This window comes from Halosolutus gelatinilyticus (genome assembly GCF_023028105.1).
Classification (GTDB): domain Archaea; phylum Halobacteriota; class Halobacteria; order Halobacteriales; family Natrialbaceae; genus Halosolutus; species Halosolutus gelatinilyticus.
The window spans coordinates 85,421-105,383 of sequence record NZ_CP095493.1 but is presented as its reverse complement, the minus strand read 5'-3'; the positions used below and the strand labels follow the sequence as shown (position 1 = coordinate 105,383).

Sequence of the window (19,963 nt, the reverse complement as noted above, 5' to 3'; positions counted from 1 at the left end):
AGCCGGTCGAACGGACGGGCCGTTCGATCGACAACTCGCGTACCCGATAGAGGTGCGGTCTCGGCCGATTATCGAAGCGGTGACCGGGAACGCGTCGGACGAGACTCGAGCGTCAGTTCGACGGTCCGCTCGGCTCCGTCCCGTAGCACGGTCAGTCGTACCGCATCGCCTGGCTGCGTCTCGAGCGACATGTAACTCGCCACGTCTTCGAGCGAACTCACCTCGGTCCCGTCGACTGCGAGGAGGATATCTCCCCCGACCGGAACTCGGTTTCCGTCGATAAGTCGCCCCTCGCTCTGTCGTAACGGGCCATCGGCGGGTCCGCCGTCGACGGTCTCGACCACTAGCAACCCGCGGCGATCGCCTACCTCGTTCGCCTCGGCGATCGTCGGCGTAATGGCCTCGAACGAGGCGCCCATGTAGGCGTGCTCGTAGTCCCCGCGTTCGATGAGTCGCGGAACGACACGCTGCGTGAGAGCCGCCGAGATCCCGAAGGCGATGTTATCGCCGCGCTTGGAATTGACGACGCCGATAACCGTTCCGTCGACGGACATCAACGGACCGCCGCTGTTGCCCGGATTTATCGCCGCATCCGTCTGGATTGCGTCCGGGATCAGATATTCGCCAGGGGACGGAATCAACCGGTCCGTCCCGCTTACGACGCCCGTCGTAACGGTGCCGTCGAGATTGTAGGGGTTCCCGATGGCGACGACTTCCTGACCGATGACGGGCCGGTTCTGGGCGAACGAAAGCGGCGTCGCCGAGTCGGGCGGCGAGTCGAGTCTGATGGCCGCGAGGTCGCTGTGAACATCGGTTCCGCGAACCTCGCCGGGAGACCACGTTCCGTCGTCGAATCGAAGTTGGGTGGTACGCGCACTCCCGACGACGTGAGCGTTCGTTACGACGTGGGCGTCGTCGTACAGGAATCCGGTCCCCTGGCCCTGGCTCGTCCGAACCAGTACGACGGACGAGATCGTCTCCCGGTAGACCTGCGTGTACACGCTACCATCCGCCTGCGGTCGCGTCTCCGTCGATCGATTGTCGGCCTGTCCCGGGGACGTATCGGCAGGGGGCGATCGATCGTTACAACCCGCAAGACCGGTCGCGAGGGCGATGCTGCCGAATTTGAGGAGCGTCCGACGGCTAGTGGACCCTCGTTGCATCGACGTGAACTATTTGTAGCGAATATCTGTCTATTTTTTGGTTGTAATGTGGGTCGCGCGTTCAGTTCGGGATTCGATCCCCGAACTGTAAGCGTCAGGTCGGTCGAACCGGCCGTCGACGAATGTGCGTACGTTTACTTTCCCCCGGAACCGATATCGACGCATGGCATCTCGCCACTGGCTGTACTTCGGTGGATTCGTGATCACCGGAGTGCTGTTGGTCGGTGTCGGATTGATAGGCGTACTGGATGCGCTGTCGGTGCTATCCGGAAACGCGTACTACGGCGAGGAGGCCGTCCTGTTGGCGATGCTTGGAGAAGCGGCCGAGTGGGTGGTGGTTGCGCTCGCCCTCGGACTCCTCGCGGGAGCGTTTCTCGCCGCAACCGTCGTCTCCGTCCTTCGGAGCGCGTCACTGCCTCGAAGCGATCGATTGGTCGCGGTCGTCGAGCGGCTCGAACGGACGTCTCCGCTCCTGCGACGGCTCGACATCTCGGAGACCGTGGAACCGACGCGCGAAGACCGTAAACGGCGCCTCAGGGAACGGTACGTCGCGGGCGAGATCGACGACGACGAATTCGAGGCCGAGATGGAGCGGGTGATGAGCGGCGGTTCGTCGAGCGAGAGACCGCGAACCGAAAACGAAACCGCCGTCGAACGGGAGGACCGGCCGTAGCGTTGCACCGAACGCCCTCTCTCACGCGCCGGCTTTCTCGACTTCGTACCACTCGCCGTTCCAACTGAGAAGGTACTCGAACGCACAGCGGATCGTCAGTAACCCGAATCCGGGGTAGACCAGCGGCACCAGCATCATCATCGGCGTGAGCGTAACGACGTGACCCGCCTCGTAATCCCGATAGAGGACCGGCGCCACCGTGAGGGCGATCGCCGCGAACGGAAGCAGGAAGAAGGTCTCGAGATCGAGGACGAGCAACACGGCCACTTTCGCGGCGAGCGCGACGAGGAAGACGCTGGCCGCGAGACTGAACACGATCCGCGCCGTCGACAGCTTTCCGCGCAGACCGCCCCGTTCGTAGCCGCCGGTCACCGCCTTGAAGAATAGCTCGATGTGGCCGAGCCGCCAGCGTTTCCGTTGGTACCAGAGATCGCGAAACGTGTGCGGGGCCTCCATTTCGTTGGTGACGCTCCGGGACTGACGGACCGCAAGCCCCGCACGGAAGCACTTGTGGGCGAAGTCGATATCCTCGGTCAGCACGTGATCGAGACCATCGACGGTTTCGAAGGCCTCCCGGGTGAACGCCGAGGAGGAACTCCGGCAGTACGTAAACCCCAGCGGTTCGACCAGTTTGTAGCTGGCGTGAAAGAGCAGCCGCTCGCAGTAGGCGAGCGCCTCCACGGGCCCGGTTACCCGGGGGACCCGCCGAGCCTGAAAAACGTCCTGACCGGCTTCGGTGAGCTGGTACATCGCGATCGGGATGAAGTCCGGATCGATCCGCTCGTCGACGTCGAAGGCCGCGAAGTAGTCGGCTTCGAGACGCTCGACGGCGTCGTTGATCGCGCCGGCTTTCGACCCGGGATAGCGGTTGACCAGCACCCGTACGTCGGGGTGGTCGGCGTACTCGCGGGCGGCCGAGAGCGTGGGCTCGTCGTCGGATTCGCCGACGATGGCGATCTCGAGGTTCCGGTAGTTCGACTCCAACAGCGTCCCGACGCTTTCCCCGATCACGTTAGCGTCGCGGTACACGGGAACGACAGCGGCGACGCGAGGACCGTCTAGGACGCGCTCGTCGGGATCGTGTTCGCTGTAGACCTCGCGGGCGAGCATCACGCCGCTCAGGGTAACGAGCGTGGAAAACGCGATCGTGGCCGGAACGGCGTCGACGGTGATAATCTGAACCACCAGCCAGTCGAGGTCGACGTTGAACGTCTCGGTTTGGATTCCCTGGTAGGCGCCGATCGCCAGCACCAGAATGACCGCGGAAACGTATCCCAGTCGTTCGACTGTCCTCCAGAGGATCCCGGGCATAGTGGAATCGACACGGCGACTTATTGTCAACCTGTCGGTTAGTATTTTCATTCAGTGGGATAGTTAATTAACAACAGTGACTTCCTCAAGGAGACGATCGTGACGCCCACGCCGGCGGCCGTCGAATTTCGGCGGCGAAAGCGCGCTCTGACCCGGCGGGATATCGCACCGCGTGCGAAGGGCGGCTCCATCGCCGTCAATTTATCACGGTTGCAACCCGTATCGCTACCCAGCTATCGTATCGAAATGGCAGGATCTCTACGAACGAACGACGGAGCGGAAGACGCGGACAGGATCGCAGAAGTCGTCGAGGCGCTTACGCTCGAAGAGAAAGTACGGCTCGTTCACGGGACCTATCCCGACTGGGGGGCCCCGAAAGCGGGCGCCGCCGGATATCTCCCACCGATCGATCGACTCGATATTCCGGCGCTTCGGTTCGAAGACGGGCCGCTGGGAGTGAAGTCGACGGGCGGAACCGCGTTCCCGGCGTCCCTCGCGCTCAGTGCCGCCTTCGACGTCGATCTCGCCGAGGAGTTCGGCGAGGCGATCGGTTCCGAGGCCCGGGAGAGCGGCGTCGACGTCATCCTCGCACCGGCGTGCAATCTCGTTCGCGTCCCGACCTGCGGCCGCAACTTCGAGTACTACGGCGAGGATCCCTTCCACTCCGCGCGCGTCACCGCGGCGACGGTCCGCGGCATCCAATCGCGGGACGTGGTTGCGACCCCGAAACACTACGTTGCGAACACCCAGGAGCACGAACGCGTCAGCGTGAGCGCCGAGGTCGACGAGCGTACGCTCCGCGAGCGGTACCTCCCGGCGTTCGAGGCGGCGGTCGAGGACGGTGACGCGGGCGCGGTGATGGCGGCGTACAACCGCGTGAACGGCACCTACGCGACGGAACACCGGAAGCTGCTCACCGACGTCCTCAAAGACGAGTTCGAGTTCGAGGGCCCGGTCGTCTCCGACTGGTGGGCCGTTCAAAACGGACCCGACGCTGCGAGGGCGGGACTCGACCTCGAGATGCCGGGCGTGGGAGCAATCGATTGGGCGGCGATGCTTGACGATCGATTGCAACTCCTCCGGTTCGTCGAGACCGTCTGGCCTGAGACGGTACCGGGGCCGGAAGAGGCGGCCGCGTGGCTGTTCGAAAACAAGGGCGGGCCGGGCGGCGACGCCAGTCCACACCGATCGTCGTTCGCGCGAACGCTTCCCCGCGAACTCGATCGGGACGGGTTCGCGGAGGACCGACTCGACGAGATGGTCGAACGGGTCCTCACGCTTCATGAGCGAGTCGGCGCGCTCGACGGGCAGCGACGATCGGTCGCCGGACCCCCACCGACGCACCGCGAACTCGCAAAACGGATCGCGACCAGCGGAGCGGTTCTCTTGAAGAACGCGGCCGAAACGCTCCCGCTCGACCGCGAGGCGGCGGTCGCCGTGATTGGTCCGCACATCGATGAGGCCAAGACCGGCGGCGGCGGTAGTTCGGCGGTCCGAGCGACGGAATCCGTCAGCCCGATCGAAGGAATCCGGGCGCGGAGCACCGGGCGCGTCGTCGCCGAGCGGGGCCACCCGCCGATCGAGACGTCGCCGCCCTTCGGACGGAAGGTGCCGTCGCTCGGCAGGATAGCGTCGGCCTGGACCTCTCCGATCGAAGACGCCCGATCAGCCGCCGGGGACGCGGATGTCGCCGTGCTCGTCGTTCAGGACGACGCCGCCGAAGGACGCGACCGGGACTCCCTCTCGCTCCCGGGGCGTCAGGACGCACTGATTTCGGCCGTCGCCGACATCGCCGAGCGAACGATCGTCGTGCTCCAGACGGCGGGTCCGGTCGAGATGCCCTGGATCGACTCCGTCGACGCCGTACTGGAACTGTGGTACCCCGGCCAGGAAGCAGGAACCGCGATCGCGTCGCTCCTCTACGGCGAGACCGATCCGGGCGGGCGCCTTCCGGTGACGTTCGCGGCCGCGGACGAGTATCCGGCGGCTTCGGCGGAGAGATATCCAGGCGTCGACGGGCCCCGCGACTATCCGGAGGCGAAGCACGACGAAGGCGTGTTCGTCGGCTACCGACACGTCGACGAGTACGGTATTGAGCCGCTGTTCCCGTTCGGCCACGGATTGAGTTACGCGGCGTTCGAGTACGACGACTTCGATGTCTCCTTCGACGAGACTGGTCCATCCGTTACGGTAACTGTCGAAAACGCCGGCGAACGCCGCGGTCGCGACGTCGTGCAACTGTACGTGCGCGATCGGGACGCGAGCGTTCCCCGTCCGCCCCGCGAACTCGCCGGATTCGAGGCGATTTCACTCGGCGCTGGCGAGACTCGGACGATCGACGTCGGCGTCGACGAACGGGCGTTCGCCGTGTACGAGACGGAGCAGGGTGAGTGGGTGACTGAAGGCGGGGAGTTCGCACTCGATGTCGGTCGATCGTCGCGGAATATCCGCGCGACTGCGGCGGTCGAACGATGAACCGTCGCTCTTTCGAATCGATCCTCGTTCCACGGAGTCTCGAGTCGGACGCGCGAGCGACGATCGGGGAGAATCGGAGTCGAGGAGCGCTGCGATCCGTCGTCTCACGCGATACTACCCGGCGCGAATCGGAATCGGAAGTCTCGCCTCGGAACCGATAATAGCGGTGGACGAAACGCTCACGGTAAGTCTCCGTCTCGATTGATTCAGCGATTCTCGCGCGAAAGAACCCTGTTTAGGGCTCGGGCGGGTACAGATTCCGTCTCTGTTATCGCCTTCGACTCCCTCGACGGCTCCGCTTTCGTTGGTGTCCAGCGTGAATAGTATCCGAACCGTACTTCCATCCGAACTAACAAGAGTGGGGGCCGACAAGTCGCCGGTAATGGAGTCGCTTCTCAACCCGATTTCCCTCCGTGACCGGACGGATGTCGAGTTCGGAGAAGAGCAGTGTACCGACGAACAGGACGAGTTTGACTACTTTGAATCGATCGACGGGCTGGTTGCGGTCGGTGTCACTAACGCGGCAGGAGCAGCGCTGCTGATGAACAGTCCACACGGGTGGAGACTGCCGTATGGACCAGTCGGCGCGGACGAGGACTGGGTTCTCGCCGGTCAAAACGTCGGCGAGGAACTGACTGACGTCAGTGTCACTATCGCCCGCGCGGAACGCGTAGCTCAGCTGACTCGGTGCTTGGCGAACGACGAAGAGCGCGAAACGACGAGCTACGACGTCGTCCTACGCACGGCTCCCGTGGCGGGCGAGCCAGTCGGTGACGACCCCAGTTTCGGCCCGTGGGACGAAGTAGAAGTCGACTGGTTCGACGCCGTTCCCGAAGACGCCTACTGGAGCCACGGAAGCGCCGTGGATGATATCCGATCGTTCCTCGAGTGAGCGGTCGAAAACCGGAACACATGTAAAAGAAAGCCCCTTTTCGAATCTGAAACGCTCGAACGCGACAGATCGGTTCGATTACTCGGCATCATTTATAACCAACAGAGTACGGCAGCCAGCGGTCTACTGTGAATACCCCCGGAAACGTCCACCGACCGACCGACAACCGCGTCCACGATGGTACTGTGCCGTGGCTCTGTTGAAACCTCCAGCCGGAGACATGTTTTGACACCCGTGCTGAATGCAGGCGCGGATCGGTTACACGTTCCCCGGCTTCAATGTTACATACAGCGTTGACAGTGATTACACACGCCTGCGGGCAGGATTCGTCGCTGGCTTACGGCCATCACACAGACGTGGGCTTCCTCACCAGCTCATCCCCGGATCGTCAGCGGCTTGCCGTATCCAGGACGCGACCTGCTCCTCGTCCAGCGCGTCTCTCGCCTTCAGATCGAGAGCCTGTCTCTGCGGCGCCGTTCCGCTAGGTGGCTCCGGCTCAAGGTACGTTTCACACACGAACGAGAGTTTCACGTGTTTCGAGAACGCACTGAAAGACGCGAACCATCCGGTATCCTCGACGCCATAGAACGGCTGATGATACCGCACGGCACGGCGCACGTGGGGCACTTCCCGTTGGATAATCTCGTCGAATCGCGTTGCGAACTCCCGCTTCCACCCCGGCAGCGCTGCAATATAGGCCTCAACCGCTGCCGACCCGTCGGTATCATCGTTCCGCCGCGCCTTCTGATACTGTTTTTCCCGGTCCTCCCACTCCTCCTGGGTCGGGACCTGGTCCGGCAGCTCGATTTCCCCGAAGTCCTCATCCGTGATGGTGTTCTCCCCCTCTCGACCTGATACCGCGGTCACGACCACGATCGGGTCTGGCTCTTCGGATCCGGAAAACAGGTCGAAATCCAGTCGCAACGTCCCTCCTCGCCACTGGCGAGCGAATCCCACCCATCCGTCGGGGTGGTCGTCCCGGGCGTCTTGCTCAACGCGGAACAGACCCAGCATTGCTGGAATGACGTCGACACCCCACTGGAGGCCCTTCTCCAGATCCGTGAATCGAACTCCATCGTCGTGGTCGGCTTGGTAGTAAGGTGCTCTGATTGCTCGGTTCGCCATCACGAGTTCGGAAACCTGTTGGGCGGTAAGTGGGCCGGACGTGCTCATACTCACCCACCAGAACGTGGTGTGGGACGATCAACATTTCCACGGGTCACAGAACGCCGGGTTCAGCTGTCTTGCCACTATCGAACTCGAAATCCAAATAGCCTGCGTCCTTGAGGTTACGCGTAACTTTCACGCTGTTCTACTTTGTTCAGGTCTTGGATCAATGTTACAGCACTCGCCTGCTTTGTCGCTTTCTTCGCAGCGTCCGAAATTGTAGCCGGTATCGCAGGTGTTCTCCGTAAATCTAAGCAGGAGTTCTTCGTTCGAGTGCCAGTTCAACCCCGAATCCGATGAGGACACTTCCGCTGGCCACACGAAGGGCATCTCTCACGAGTTCGCGTTCAGTAATCACTCGTCTTGCTCGCGCAGAGAATACCGCGAGCATTGCTTGATAAATGAATCCGAGACTCGCAAACAATACGCCGAGCGTGAAAATTTGGAGGGTGAAAGAACTCTCCGGTCGGACGAACTGCGGGAGGAAAGCGAGGAAAAATACCGCCACTTTCGGATTCAAAACGTTAATCAGCAGGGCGCTTCGAAACGATTCGCGCGGCGTGTAGCTAGTACTATCCGGAGAAATTTCGAATTTTTCTGCATTTCTGAGCGTCTGAACGCCGAGATAAACGAGATACGCCACGCCGACCAATTTAACGACAGTAAACGCCAACGCGGACGCTTGCAGGATTGCCGAGAACCCGAGTACGGCGGCGGTCGTGTGCACGATACTCCCCGTCGAAGACCCGAGCGCGGCCGTGACACCGGCAGTGCGTCCATCGCTGATACTCCGCGTCAACGTGTAGATACTATCTGGGCCGGGTGAGACGATGAGAGCGATTGCGACCGGGATGAACGCAAGGACGACGCTTGGTTCTAACATGCACTAGCGGTCGAGAGTAGATACCTTAAAATTGAATCACTGTCTCGCCTCTTTGAACAAATATTCGAAAAATTACTGCGTTCGTTAAGCGGACTCTGACCGTCGTCACGGTACCGTTCCGGCTATATTCAGGAATCGATCGAACGGTTTGTTATATGCTATCTGTTTTCACGCTGATGTACTTTGTTCAGTTCGATCAGCAGTCTGAAAATCGCCTTCACGAGGTTCGCGTCGACGCCGAACTGTTCGGCGTTCGTTCCCGCCCGGTCCATCACCTGCTGTTCTTGCTCTTCGTCGGTCGTCGGCAGGTCGCGTTCGTCTTTGACCTGCGCGATCGTGTCCGCGACGTACGTCCGTTGCGCGATCAGTTCGACGATCTCGCGATCGATCGTCTCGATCTCCTCGCGCAGTTCGTCGAGGGTCATCTCTTCGGGGAGTCGATCCGTCTGCCGATCCGTGTTCGGGTCCTGGGTCATGTCGTTCGTGTGCCGTCCGTTCGCGTTCGCAGTAATCGTGTCGTTCCCTCCCGCTCGCGCCACCGGTCCGCGACCGCCTCGAGCCGGTCGCGATCGCCGACGGCCACGTAGCTCGGTCCCGTCCCGGAGAGCGAGACGCCGGTCACGTCGGGCAGGGCGTCGATCAGCGGCCCCGTCGAAAAGTCGAGGGCGCCACAGAAGGCGAAGCCGTTGACCGTCATCGCCTCGCCGTAGCGGCCGTCGAGGGCGAGTTCCGCGACGAGGTCTGCCATCGGGGCGATCCGCTGGCACGCGGACACGTCGGCGTCGGCGCTGAACGACTGCTCGGGGGGCGTGTAGACGAGCGCGTGCCAGTCGATCGCCTCGCGGGCGAGCAGTTCGTCGTTCGTGTTGTCGGTGACCGTCACGCCGCCAAGCATGCTCGCGCTGGCGTCGTCGAACGCGCCCGTCACGGTGACGCCCGCCTCGCGAGCCGCGCGAACGCCGAGTTTGCAGGCGTCGAGTCGATCGACCGCGTCGGCGACGCCGAGCGCGTCGAGCGTGGCGAGTACGGTCGCGTTGGCCGCGGCGCTGGAGCTCTTCAGTCCCGAAGCCATCGGGACGTCGCTGTCGGTTCGGATTCGCGCACCCATCGCAGCGGAGTCGAGGTCTGCGGCGTCAGCGTACGCCTCGATCGCGAGCGCGGCACAGCGTTCGATTAGCGTCGCATCGGCTTCGGGCCGGGCGGCGATCTCGCCGACGACCTCGCCGTCGTCGGTGAGGTCGACGGCGGCTGTCGTCTCGAGGTCGATCGCGAACGCCGAACCGGTGCCGGTCGCGAGCGCGTTGAGGACCGTTCCGGCTGCGGGGGCGACGGCGCGGCCGTCCATACCGAAACGTCTCAGGGTGCGTATTTACGGCTGACGGTCGCCGCCGTTCTGGCCGGAGTCGCCGCCGGGAACGTGTCGCTTTTCCCCGATCCGATCGAACGACGGCGTATGAGCGCGCGCAGCAACGTCGCACCCAGCACGATCGGCGTCGACTTCGTCGAGGGCGGGGTCGTCGTCCGCTACCTCGACGGACGCGAGGTGTTCTATCACGGGCCGCCAAGGCCCGTCGAGCGGACAATCACGACGCCACCCGGCAAGGAAGTCCACGTCCTGGTCACCGACCCCGACGGCGTCGAGGGCGTCATGACCTACGTCAACGACCGCAACACCCACGACGACATCCTCGAATCGACCGGCGTCGGCCGCGTTATGCTCGATCGCGACGACGAGGAGGAGCTCTTTCCGGGGGTGACCGTCGCGACCGAAGCCTACTCGATCCGCGTCGAGGCCGATCCCGCCGTCGCAGACGGACGGGTGTTCGTCTTCGCCGAAGACGAGGTGAGCGAACACGCGTACGAACTCGTCGACGCGGATGACAGCGGCGAGGACGAGAGCCGGGTCGAGGACGAGAGCCGGGTCGAGGAGGGAGCGAACTGATGCCGCTCCGGAAACCGTGGCGCGAGCTCGATCGGGAGACGGTCGCCCGCGCACCCGATCGGCCCGGCGTCTACGAACTCGGTGACGACGACGGGACGGTGCGGGCGATCGAGCACGGGGTGTTGCGCGACGACCTTAAAACGGCCCTCGCATACGGGGATGGCGAGCGGGTTCGCTGGACGGAAACGCACACGCTCGATCGGGCCCGGGAACTCGCCGCCGAACACCGCGAGAGACTAGAGTGAGCGAGCCGGCGCTCGCCGACGATCGTCGCTCGTCGCCTGTCGCTCACTGGATGTACGACGGATCGCTCCCGTCGCAGTGTTGCTCGTGGTCGGCCGCGTCCGATCGGTCGTCGAACAGCAGGCCGCAGGTTTCGCACTCGTACCAGGTGGCGTCGTCCCGTTCGGTCTGGACCACCATATTCGAACCTCTCCGCGGACGATCAAAGACGTTTCTCCGGCGCGGCATGGACTCCCGGTTCAAACCGTCGCGAATCGCGCGTCGCGGCCGCGGCCGCGACGCGGAAGTTCGACGTCGGTCGCGCGGCCAGACCCAGGAACTGTAGTTCGCACAAACATTCATTGCCGATGATCGTGAAAGGCCGACTGCACGCTGCAGTGTGACTCCGCGAGGGAGCGGCCGGCACTGCCACTCGCCGTCCCCCCGCGGGGTTCCCGTTCACCGGGCACGATCGACGGCGTACGATTCCGAGAGTCGTCCGACGGAGAGGGCTCGCACCGATTGACAGGCGACAGCGCGTCGTGATGGTACGGCCGGCCGATCCCGGCCGGACGGGACCGTTTCTCGCAGGACAATTCTCAAGACGGGGGAGCGACAACTCCTCGCGTATGAGTCAGTCGGAGTCAGACGGGGTCACGCTCTCGGTCCGGGCGGCCGAGAAGCGAGACGCCGGACGTGGCGTCGCACGGATTCCAGAACTCGCGCGGCGACAACTCGGCGTCCTGAGCGGGGATACCGTCGTCATCGAGGGTGAGGCGCGAACCGTCGCGAAGATGTGGCCGGCCGACCCGTCGGTCCCGGAAAACGTCGTCCAGATCGACGCCGACACGCGAGCGAACGCCGGGGTCCACGTCGGCGACACCGTCACCGTCAGGCCGGCGGAAACGTCCGCCATCAGCGAGGCCGATCGGGTCACACTATCGCCGCCGCCCTCGCTCTCGGCGAACCAGCGGCAAGTCGCCGAACGAACGGCGACGAAGAAGCTCCGGAATCGCCCGGTCCGGGCCGGCGAACAGATCCGGATCGAGGGGATCGGACAGGAGCCGTTCCGCGTCACGGACACCGATCCGGTCGGAGACGTCCGAATCACCAGCGGGACGACGGTGCGGATCGTCGGCTCCGGTCCAAACGACTCGGACAAACCGGGAGCGACAGGGGCGCGCGAGGGCGACGCGGCGAGCGCGACCAAGGCGAGCGGCGGGGGCGCGGCGACCGAACAGCCGCCGACCGCCGGGCCGACCTACGAGGACATCGGCGGCCTCGACGAGGAGCTCGAACTCGTCCGCGAGATGATCGAGCTCCCGCTGTCGGAGCCGGAGCTGTTCCAGCGCCTCGGCGTCGAGCCGCCGTCGGGCGTCCTGCTGTACGGCCCGCCGGGCACCGGGAAAACGCTCATCGCCCGCGCGGTCGCCAACGAGGTGGACGCCTACTTCGAGACGATCTCCGGGCCGGAGATCATGTCCAAGTACAAGGGCGAATCCGAGGAGAAGCTGCGCGAGACGTTCGATCGGGCCCAGGAGAACGCGCCCGCGATCGTCTTCTTCGACGAGATCGACTCGATCGCCGGCGCGCGCGACGGCGACGGCGACGCGGAAAACCGGATCGTCGGCCAGCTGCTGACGCTGATGGACGGCCTCGATCCGCGGGAGGAGGTGATCGTCATCGGGGCGACCAACCGCGTCGACGCGATCGATCCTGCCCTCCGACGGGGCGGGCGGTTCGACCGCGAGATCCAGGTCGGCGTGCCCGACGAAGCGGGCCGCAAGGAGATCCTCGAAGTCCACACCCGAGGGATGCCGCTCGCGGACGACGTCAACGTCGACGCGATCGCCCGGCGGACCCACGGCTTCGTCGGCGCGGACCTCGACGCGGTCGCGAGCGAGGCCGCGATGGCCGCCATCCGCGGTCGGCCGACCGACGCGGACGACCGCGAGGCGTGGAACCGCGAGCCGGAGGTGACGAAAGCGCACTTCGACGAGGCGCTGGCGTCGATCGAACCCTCCGCGATGCGCGAGTACGTGGCGGAGTCGCCGACGACGGACTTCTCGGACGTCGGCGGGCTCGAGGACGCGAAGCGAACGCTCCGGGAGTCGGTCGAGTGGCCGCTGACCTACGATCGGCTCTTCGAGGTGACGAACACCGAGCCGCCCTCGGGCGTTCTGCTGTACGGGCCGCCGGGCACCGGGAAGACGCTCCTCGCCCGCGCCCTGGCGGGGGAGACCGACGTCAACTTCGTCCGCGTCGACGGCCCCGAAATCGTCGATCGGTACGTCGGCGAGAGCGAGAAGGCGATCAGGAAGGTGTTCGAACGGGCCAGACAGGCCGCCCCGTCGATCGTCTTCTTCGACGAGATCGACGCGATCACGGCCGCCCGCGGCGAGGGTCACGAGGTCACCGAGCGCATCGTCTCGCAGCTGCTGACGGAACTGGACGGGATGCGGGAGAATCCGAACCTCGTCGTGTTGGCCGCCACGAATCGCAAGGACCAGATCGATCCCGCGTTGTTGCGCCCCGGGCGCCTCGACACCCACGTGCTCGTCGGCGAACCCGATCGGGACGCCCGCGAGAAGATCCTCGCGGTCCACGCGCGCGGCAAACCGCTGGACGAGGACGTCGACCTCGCCGAGCTGGCCGCGGCGGTGGACGGGTACACGGGCGCCGATCTCGAGGCGCTGATCAGAAGCGCGTCGATGGCCGCGATCCGCGAGGTCGCCACCGAACACGATCCGGAGACGGCGAACGAGCGGGCCGACGAGGTGGTGATCGAGCGCCGTCACCTCGAGGACGCCCGGGCAGAGTTGGACGGCTGAGGCCGAGTCGGAATTACGGCTCCTGATGAGAGCGGGAGCAAGTGAGAAAAAGAGGGGGCAGATGGCTTTAGTAAGTCAGCGGGCCCAGGCGAGTGAAGAGAGGAGCGGTGTCAGATATCTCGAGCTCTTAGGGCCGGGAGGCCGAGTGAACTCGAACGTGATCCGCAGACGGGGACCTGGGGTAGTCAGCGAGGGACCCCCTATATGCGGTGCGGCTACGCTGAACGTCGCGCTAACCTCGTTGCGTGTCAATTCGAATTATTGAGAACTACACAGCGGCTGTAACTGGCCGTGAGTAAAATGTGATCGTAAACGTGGCGGTGAGTACTATGAGTAGTAACCTACCTAACCCAGAGGATGTACAGGTCGACGACCTACAAAACCTAATCGAGAACCTCCCGGAAGAGAAGCGTCAAAAGCTGTTATCCCAGCTTGAGGGAGATGTCGGCGATCCCGGAGGCAAAGACCTCGGTTTGTGAGGTTCCCCACCGAAAGAGGGAGGTTCACGTTGATCTCGCGAACCTCCCAGTCGGTAAGACTGCACGATGATCGAGACGGTTTATGCCGCACTGTCTAGTTGAGCGAGTTTGAGATGCGAGTAGTTTGAGAATGAGCGTACGCCGACACCCGTTCGGCGGCATGGAGTCCCCTCCCCATACGGCGGGGCTGTCGATTAGGGAGACGGTCGCTGTCTTTTAGAGCTACTGGGTGTTCAACGCTCTCATAGTGCGTTCTAGCAGTGGAAAGAACGGTTGGCTGACAGCGCCCCAGACCCGCCGATGGCGTCGCGGGTCGCCGTCGACGAGACCGTTGTCCAGATCAACGGCAGTTGGTGTTGGGTCTATGCCGCGATCGACGTGGACACGAGGCTCATACTCGATATTGAGTTGTTCAGTCGGCGTAGGACGGATCCGGTGGCTGCGTTCCTGTATCGACTCACCGAGAACCACGACCGCTCAGACGCTGTGTTTTCCGTCGATGGCTACGGCTATCGGACTGTCCTCTCTCAATTGGGATCGGGCGGTTGGCTCGACTACGAGCTCCGAAACCGCATCGAGAAGTGGTTTCACACCCTCAAACATCGAACTGACCGTTTTCATATGAGTTGGGTGGGCAGTCGGCCGGCTGTCAGATGCTGGCTCTAGCAGTCCGGACGCTATTACAACCGGCACCGACCGAATCAAGCACTCGATCGTCAACCTCCTGCAGAGGTGATCTAGACAGTGCCGGCAGAGAGTACCTCTATGATATGTAAGATATTAAGTATTTTAACAGAGCCGCCTGTACAGATTATCGATCCGCGAAAACGGCGTTGATCGCCGCTCCGAGCAGAAGGAGAATACCTGCAAAGTACAACCAAGTGAGAAATAAGAGCACGGCCCCGAGTAGCCCATAGGCTTGGTAGTCGCTGGCATTTCCAGCATACAGCTGGAATACAGCCTGGAAGAGGAACCAGCCGAAGACAGTGAATACCGTCCCAGGGACCACTTCCCGTAGACGTACCTCTACTGGCGGCATCACGTAAAATATCGGGAAAAATAAAACGATAAGTCCCATGCCCAACCCTATCCACCCAAGGATATCGATACCTGGGATATCGATCAGTTCCTCGTGGTGGATCACCGCCCCGAGCCCGAACATGATGACCGCTGAGAGCCCAATCAACGTCAACACTAACGTGCCGTCTACGATCTGGCGAGCCAACGACGATTCCTCTTCTACCTGGTACACCTGATCGAATGCGATGCTGAGTACCCGAAATACCTTAAGACCCCCCCAGACAAATCCAACGATCCCGGTAACCGATGCGCCACCTCGACCGGCGGGAGTCGTTAGTGCTTGTTCAACCACGGTTTGGCCCTGTGATGAGAGGTGATCTTCGACAAACCCGACGATATGGTCCGCGAGCGTCTGTCCCCCAATAAGTGACCCGATCGCGAGGATAAGCAGCAACAACGGGATAATCGAAAAGAAGGCGTAATAGGCGATGCTTGCGGCGAGAAGACTGACTTTCTCTTCTCGCGCACGATCGATCACGGACTTTATTATTGAGAACTGTTCCATACTGTATGTTCGGGGGAGCTAAGCCAAGAAGGGCTTTCGACGATAGCAAGAATGTATCCTGAAGAACCTATAATAAATTAGATAGTGTAACTTGGCTAGCGTCTATCCGTTCAGTGATTGATGCCGACACTGAGTGGTGTAATAGTGGATAATCTGAACAAACTACAGGATGTACGCAGCACGCCAATCCCCTTATTTCGCCTCGAATATCTGAACTACCCGGAAGAGAATCTGCTTATCTATCGCTACAGAAGACAACCTAATTTCTCATTGATCGCGACTCAGAATCCTGTGATCAAGTACCCGAATCGAACAAAGTCGCGGCGGCAGCGACCAGTTCCCCGTTATTTCTGGCCGAACGTCCGTCAGGAAGGACCGTTGTGTCCTCCAGCCCGGTACGGATGCCGTGGCCGCGCGCGACGGCGCGTCGATTAACCGCCCACGAAGCGATGCCGTCGCCGTGATGGACCTGTTCAAGTTGGATGCCGCTCTCAGTGAGCGTCTGCTCGATGGATTCGGCGTGAGCGACAGCATCATCGGGATCGGGGTTCAGTGGTTCAACCATCACACGCTTATAACGTGATGCGATTCCCGATTCGACGAAGGTGTGCGCGTCGTCCAGCGATAGAAGACCCGCTTCGATTTCGATACCACGCTCAACGAGTAGCTCGCAGAGGTCGTGAATCCCCGTCTCACCTTGGTTGGCCGTCACGAGGTCCGGAAGTTCCGTCCAAGCCATAATGAGTTCGTGTCGCCGCTCAGGACTGGACTCGATGCCCGCTGACGTGCTGAGGGAAATCGGAACGCCGGGACACGCATCGCGGACTGCGCGTAACGCGTTGGCGCACGGCTCCGCTGCAAGCGTTTGGCGGCCGTTCTCATCATACGGATGAAGATGGAGAGAGGTAGCTCCAGCATCGACAGCCGCTCGCGCCTCCACGGCAAGTTCTTCCGGCGTGCGGGGGACAGTGGGATGTTCACGACTACCGTTTAGCGCCGCTTGCAACGAAGTATCGCCATTTGGCATTCCGTCTGTTCCATCGGTCCCGGTAGGAGTAGAGGTTGTGCAGCACGTTTCGGTCTTTACCGTTAGTTTCTTCGCCTACACCGACCGATCACCGCTCCTCTCAATTCGTATCACAACCGCGCTTTGTATTCAGCAAGACTACTGAAACCTCTCACCGTGTGAGGGTTTCAACAGAGTCGGAATTACTCGACGGTGACGCTCTTGGCCAGGTTTCGCGGTTTGTCGATCGGACGCTCGAGTTCGTCCGCGGTCCAGTACGCGAGCAGTTGCAACTGGACGTTCACCAGCACCGGGACGAGCCACGGGTGGGTGGTCGGGACGACGAGGACGCGATCGGCGACCTGACCGACGCCGCCCGGCGAGTCCGTGACGGCGATGACGGGCGCGTCGCGGGCGGCTACCTCGCTGACGTTCCCCAGGATCTTCGTCGCGGTCGGTTCGTCGCCGGTCACCAGCGCGATGACCGGCGTCTTCCGGGTGACGAGCGCGAGCGGACCGTGCTTGAGTTCGCCCGCGGCGAACCCCTCGGCGTGCTCGTAGGTGATCTCTTTCATCTTCAGCGCACCCTCGAGCGCGACCGGGACGTGGTAGTTCCGACCGATGAAGAAGTACGCGTCGGACCCGATAAACGTCGTCGCGACCGATCGGGCGGCAGACTCGTCGAGGATCCGCTGGATCTGATCGGGAAGGTTCCGAAGCGCCCTGCGGAACGCAGGCGAGGAGCCGCCGGCGAGCGCGTTCGCGACCAGCGCGAGCGTGATCTGCTGACCGACGAAACTCTTCGTCGCCGCCACGCTGATCTCCGGTCCCGCCCGGATGTAGACGACATCGTCGCACTCGCGCGCCGCGGAACTCGCGACGACGTTCGTCACCGCGAGCGTCGTCGCGCCGCTTCGGTTCGCCCCTCGGAGCGCCCGTAATGTGTCGGCAGTCTCGCCGCTCTGGGTTACTCCGATAACAAGCGTCTCCTCGTCGACCGGAATCCGATCGATGTCGTACTCGCTCGCGACGAACGACTGCGCCGCGGTGCCCTGCTCCTGAAGGAGGCACTCGCCGTACAACGCCGCGTGGTAGGACGTCCCGCACGCCACGAAGTGGACGGGGCCGTCGGCATCGAGATTCGGTAGTTCCTCGAACAGGACGGACTCGTCGCGTTCGCTCACCCGTCCGCGCAGGCACTGGCGAACCGCGTGTGGCTGCTCGTGGATCTCCTTGAGCATGTAGTGACGGTACCCGCTCTTGCCGGCGTCTTCGGGGTCCCAGTCGATCGTTTCGACGGATTTCTCCACGGCCGCGCCGTCCGAATCGGTCACGACGACCTCGTCCCGCTCGAGCCGCGCAAACTCCCCGTCGTCGAGGTAGACGACCCGGTCTGTGTACTCGATGAACGCGGGGACGTCGCTCGCGAGGTAGGTTCCGTCGTCGCCGAGGCCCAAGACGAGCGGCGACTGGTTTCGGACCGCGTACACCGTTTCGGTTTCGTCGAACACGGCCGCGATCGCGTAACTACCCGAGATCCGGTCGATCGCCGACCGAAAGGCCTCCTCCGGGTTCGCACCGTTGTCGAGAAACGACTCGATCAAATGCGGGACGACTTCCGTGTCCGTCTCGCTGCGAAACTCGTGGCCGGACGCGGTCAGTTCGTCGCGGAGCTCCTGATAGTTGTCGATGATGCCGTTGTGAACCACCGCCACGCGATCGTGGCAGTCGGTGTGCGGATGGGCGTTGGCGTCCGACGGCGGGCCGTGCGTACTCCACCGCGTGTGACCGATCCCGGCGTGTCCCTCGGGAGCGGGGTTCGGGATCGCGTCCTCGAGCGCATCCACTTCGCCCTGCTTTTTGTAGACGGTGAGCGGGGAAGCCGCGAGAGCGACGCCGGCGGAATCGTAACCCCGATACTCCAGGTTCGAAAGCCCCTGCAGGAGCGTGCCGAGCGTTTCTCCGCTCGACCCGACGTAGCCGATGATCCCGCACATCAGGGTTGCACCTCCGTCCCGGAGGCGATCGTCCCGTCGACGGTCCCGCCCGAGCGAACGAGCGCGTTGGCACCGACCACCGTTCCCGGCGCGTAGGTCGTGCCGCCCTCGTCTCGAACCCGATCGGCGAGCAGGGTGCCGAATTGGACGTTCTCGTGGATCCGGTTGCCGATGCGGACCTCGCTCGGGCCCCCGGGAAGGACCGTTCCGGGACCGACGCCGACGCCCTGTCCGACGACGCTATCGATCACGGTCGCGTTCTGACCGATCCGTGCGTCCATGTCGACGACGCTACGTTCGACGACCGCGTTCGCGTCCACCGTGACGTTCTCGTTGAGGCTGACGTCCTGGCCGACGACCGCACCGGGGCCGATCTCACACCCCGCCGCGACGACCGCGGACGAGGAGACGACCGCGGTTTCGTGGATCGTTGCCGACGAATCGATGCGCTCGATCGCGTAGTCGTACGCGTCGCTGGCGATCAGCGTTTCGGTGGCTTGCAACAGGTCCCACGGATACTTGACGTCGATCCAGGGTCCCGGCGACACGACGCCGCGAACCGGCTCGCCCCACTCGATTACCCGCCGGAACGCGTCCGTCAACGAGTGCTCGCCGGCGTCCGGTGTCGCGGCTTCGACGGCGTCGAACACCGTCGGTTCCAGGGCGTACACGCCGGCGTTGAGCCGGTAGTTTTGATCGTCCGACGGCCGTTCGATGATTTCGGTAACCCGGTCGTCGTCGAGCAACACACCGCCGTACTCCCCGACCTCGGCGCGGTTGAGGACGCCGATCGTCGCGACGGAATCGGTCGCGTCGTGGTCCGAGAGGACCTCGTCGACGAGGTCGCTGGTGACGATCTGGTCCCCGTTGATGACCAGACAGCGGCCGTCGACGACCGATCGAGCCGTCAACAGCGCGTGTCCGGTCCCGAGTTGCCGATCCTGAACGACGTACCGTATCGTCGCGTCGCGGTAACTCGATCCGACGTACGACTGGATGCGGTTCCGACCGTAGCCGACGACGACGACGATATCCGTCACTCCCGCCGCGATCAGCGAGTCGAATACGTGTTCGAGAATCGGCTTCGAGACGACCGGCAGCATCGGCTTCGGGCGGTGGTGTGTCAGCGGTCGCAATCGCCTCCCTTCGCCCGCTGCGAGTACTACGGCAGGGATTTCCATCGTGCTACTAAAAAGGCGAGCGATCACTTATTTGTTTCTCAGATAGAGGTATCGAATTTTATTCCGGCCGTTTATGTTCAGTAGAATCGACTGAACGATCGGAGTGACAGTAAACGGGGTCCAGCGACCGATCGTCTCCGATCCGTATCGACTTCA

General features: G+C 63.0%; 18 protein-coding genes and 1 pseudogene. 8 read left to right on the top strand and 11 right to left on the bottom strand.

Going from position 1 to position 19,963, the window contains the following annotated elements; translation table 11 throughout:
- Positions 1–68 precede the first annotated feature (68 nt).
- Entirely contained in the window at positions 69–1,163 is a 1,095-nt protein-coding gene (locus MUH00_RS21920) for a S1C family serine protease (RefSeq protein WP_247004742.1), read from the bottom strand.
- Positions 1,164–1,326: 163 nt separating this feature from the next.
- Between MUH00_RS21920 and MUH00_RS21915 the strand changes: the two genes are divergently transcribed.
- Positions 1,327–1,836 carry an SHOCT domain-containing protein gene (locus MUH00_RS21915; protein ID WP_247004740.1) on the top strand — a complete coding sequence of 170 codons (510 nt, stop codon included), beginning with the start codon at positions 1,327–1,329 and terminating at the stop codon, positions 1,834–1,836.
- A gap of 21 nt (positions 1,837–1,857) precedes the next feature.
- Here the strand turns inward: MUH00_RS21915 and MUH00_RS21910 are convergent, their stop codons facing one another.
- Complete coding sequence (locus tag MUH00_RS21910) at positions 1,858–3,147, bottom strand: glycosyltransferase family 2 protein (RefSeq protein ID WP_247004739.1); 1,290 nt, start codon at positions 3,145–3,147, stop codon at positions 1,858–1,860.
- A 99-nt stretch (positions 3,148–3,246) separates the two neighbouring features.
- On the opposite strand from MUH00_RS21910, the gene MUH00_RS21905 reads away from it, so the two are divergent.
- The gene (locus MUH00_RS21905) at positions 3,247–5,622 is read left to right on the top strand and encodes a beta-glucosidase family protein (protein WP_321576109.1); all 2,376 of its coding nucleotides are present in this window, start codon (positions 3,247–3,249) and stop codon (positions 5,620–5,622) included.
- 382 nt (positions 5,623–6,004) lie between these two features.
- Complete coding sequence (locus MUH00_RS21900; RefSeq protein ID WP_247005020.1) at positions 6,005–6,514, top strand: hypothetical protein; 510 nt, start codon at positions 6,005–6,007, stop codon at positions 6,512–6,514.
- Between the two features lie 366 nt (positions 6,515–6,880).
- On the opposite strand, the gene MUH00_RS21895 is transcribed toward MUH00_RS21900, so the two are convergent.
- The 4 genes from MUH00_RS21895 to MUH00_RS21880 all read right to left on the bottom strand — a co-directional run bounded on the left by MUH00_RS21895 (position 6,881) and on the right by MUH00_RS21880 (position 9,909).
- On the bottom strand, positions 6,881–7,687 hold the full coding sequence (locus MUH00_RS21895; RefSeq protein ID WP_247005018.1) for a DUF1801 domain-containing protein: 807 nt from the start codon (positions 7,685–7,687) through the stop codon (positions 6,881–6,883).
- Between the two features lie 244 nt (positions 7,688–7,931).
- Positions 7,932–8,564: a LysE family translocator gene (locus MUH00_RS21890; RefSeq protein WP_247005017.1), complete on the bottom strand. Its 633-nt coding sequence runs from the start codon at positions 8,562–8,564 to the stop codon at positions 7,932–7,934.
- Positions 8,565–8,722: 158 nt separating this feature from the next.
- Positions 8,723–9,040, bottom strand: a complete 318-nt coding sequence (locus tag MUH00_RS21885; protein ID WP_247005016.1) for a chorismate mutase — start codon at positions 9,038–9,040, stop codon at positions 8,723–8,725.
- Positions 9,037–9,909 carry a shikimate kinase gene (locus MUH00_RS21880; RefSeq protein WP_247005015.1) on the bottom strand — a complete coding sequence of 291 codons (873 nt, stop codon included), beginning with the start codon at positions 9,907–9,909 and terminating at the stop codon, positions 9,037–9,039. The genes MUH00_RS21885 and MUH00_RS21880 overlap by 4 nt, the downstream gene beginning before the upstream one ends.
- Before the next feature lie 108 nt (positions 9,910–10,017).
- Here MUH00_RS21880 and MUH00_RS21875 point away from each other — a divergent pair, with 108 nt between their 5' ends.
- Together MUH00_RS21875 and MUH00_RS21870 are read left to right on the top strand one after the other, a co-directional pair.
- Entirely contained in the window at positions 10,018–10,506 is a 489-nt protein-coding gene (locus MUH00_RS21875; RefSeq protein WP_247005014.1) for a DUF5796 family protein, read from the top strand.
- Positions 10,506–10,751, top strand: a complete 246-nt coding sequence (locus tag MUH00_RS21870; RefSeq protein WP_247005013.1) for a DUF7508 domain-containing protein — start codon at positions 10,506–10,508, stop codon at positions 10,749–10,751. The genes MUH00_RS21875 and MUH00_RS21870 overlap by 1 nt, the downstream gene beginning before the upstream one ends.
- A 43-nt stretch (positions 10,752–10,794) precedes the next feature.
- Here MUH00_RS21870 and MUH00_RS22935 read toward each other — a convergent pair whose 3' ends face one another.
- A complete protein-coding gene (locus MUH00_RS22935; RefSeq protein ID WP_256464818.1) occupies positions 10,795–10,929 on the bottom strand; it encodes a DUF7128 family protein in 135 nt (44 codons plus the stop codon).
- Positions 10,930–11,357: 428 nt separating this feature from the next.
- On the opposite strand from MUH00_RS22935, the gene MUH00_RS21865 reads away from it, so the two are divergent.
- From MUH00_RS21865 to MUH00_RS21855, 3 genes and pseudogenes are all read left to right on the top strand, one after another.
- Positions 11,358–13,559 (top strand): AAA family ATPase, encoded by a 2,202-nt coding sequence (locus MUH00_RS21865; protein WP_247005012.1) that lies wholly within the window; start codon positions 11,358–11,360, stop codon positions 13,557–13,559.
- A gap of 329 nt (positions 13,560–13,888) precedes the next feature.
- On the top strand, positions 13,889–14,038 hold the full coding sequence (locus MUH00_RS21860) for a hypothetical protein (RefSeq protein WP_247005011.1): 150 nt from the start codon (positions 13,889–13,891) through the stop codon (positions 14,036–14,038).
- A 123-nt stretch (positions 14,039–14,161) separates the two neighbouring features.
- Positions 14,162–14,779: pseudogene (locus tag MUH00_RS21855) on the top strand (IS6 family transposase); the annotation flags it as partial.
- A gap of 70 nt (positions 14,780–14,849) precedes the next feature.
- Here MUH00_RS21855 and MUH00_RS21850 read toward each other — a convergent pair.
- From MUH00_RS21850 to MUH00_RS21835, 4 genes are all read right to left on the bottom strand, one after another.
- A complete protein-coding gene (locus tag MUH00_RS21850) occupies positions 14,850–15,623 on the bottom strand; it encodes a YihY/virulence factor BrkB family protein (protein ID WP_247005009.1) in 774 nt (257 codons plus the stop codon).
- A 295-nt stretch (positions 15,624–15,918) separates the two neighbouring features.
- On the bottom strand, positions 15,919–16,650 hold the full coding sequence (locus tag MUH00_RS21845; protein ID WP_247005007.1) for a 3-keto-5-aminohexanoate cleavage protein: 732 nt from the start codon (positions 16,648–16,650) through the stop codon (positions 15,919–15,921).
- Between the two features lie 182 nt (positions 16,651–16,832).
- Complete coding sequence (gene glmS, locus MUH00_RS21840) at positions 16,833–18,626, bottom strand: glutamine--fructose-6-phosphate transaminase (isomerizing) (RefSeq protein WP_247005005.1); 1,794 nt, start codon at positions 18,624–18,626, stop codon at positions 16,833–16,835.
- On the bottom strand, positions 18,626–19,807 hold the full coding sequence (locus tag MUH00_RS21835) for a sugar phosphate nucleotidyltransferase (RefSeq protein ID WP_247005003.1): 1,182 nt from the start codon (positions 19,805–19,807) through the stop codon (positions 18,626–18,628). Before MUH00_RS21835 ends, glmS begins: the two co-directional genes overlap by 1 nt.
- Positions 19,808–19,963 lie beyond the last annotated feature (156 nt).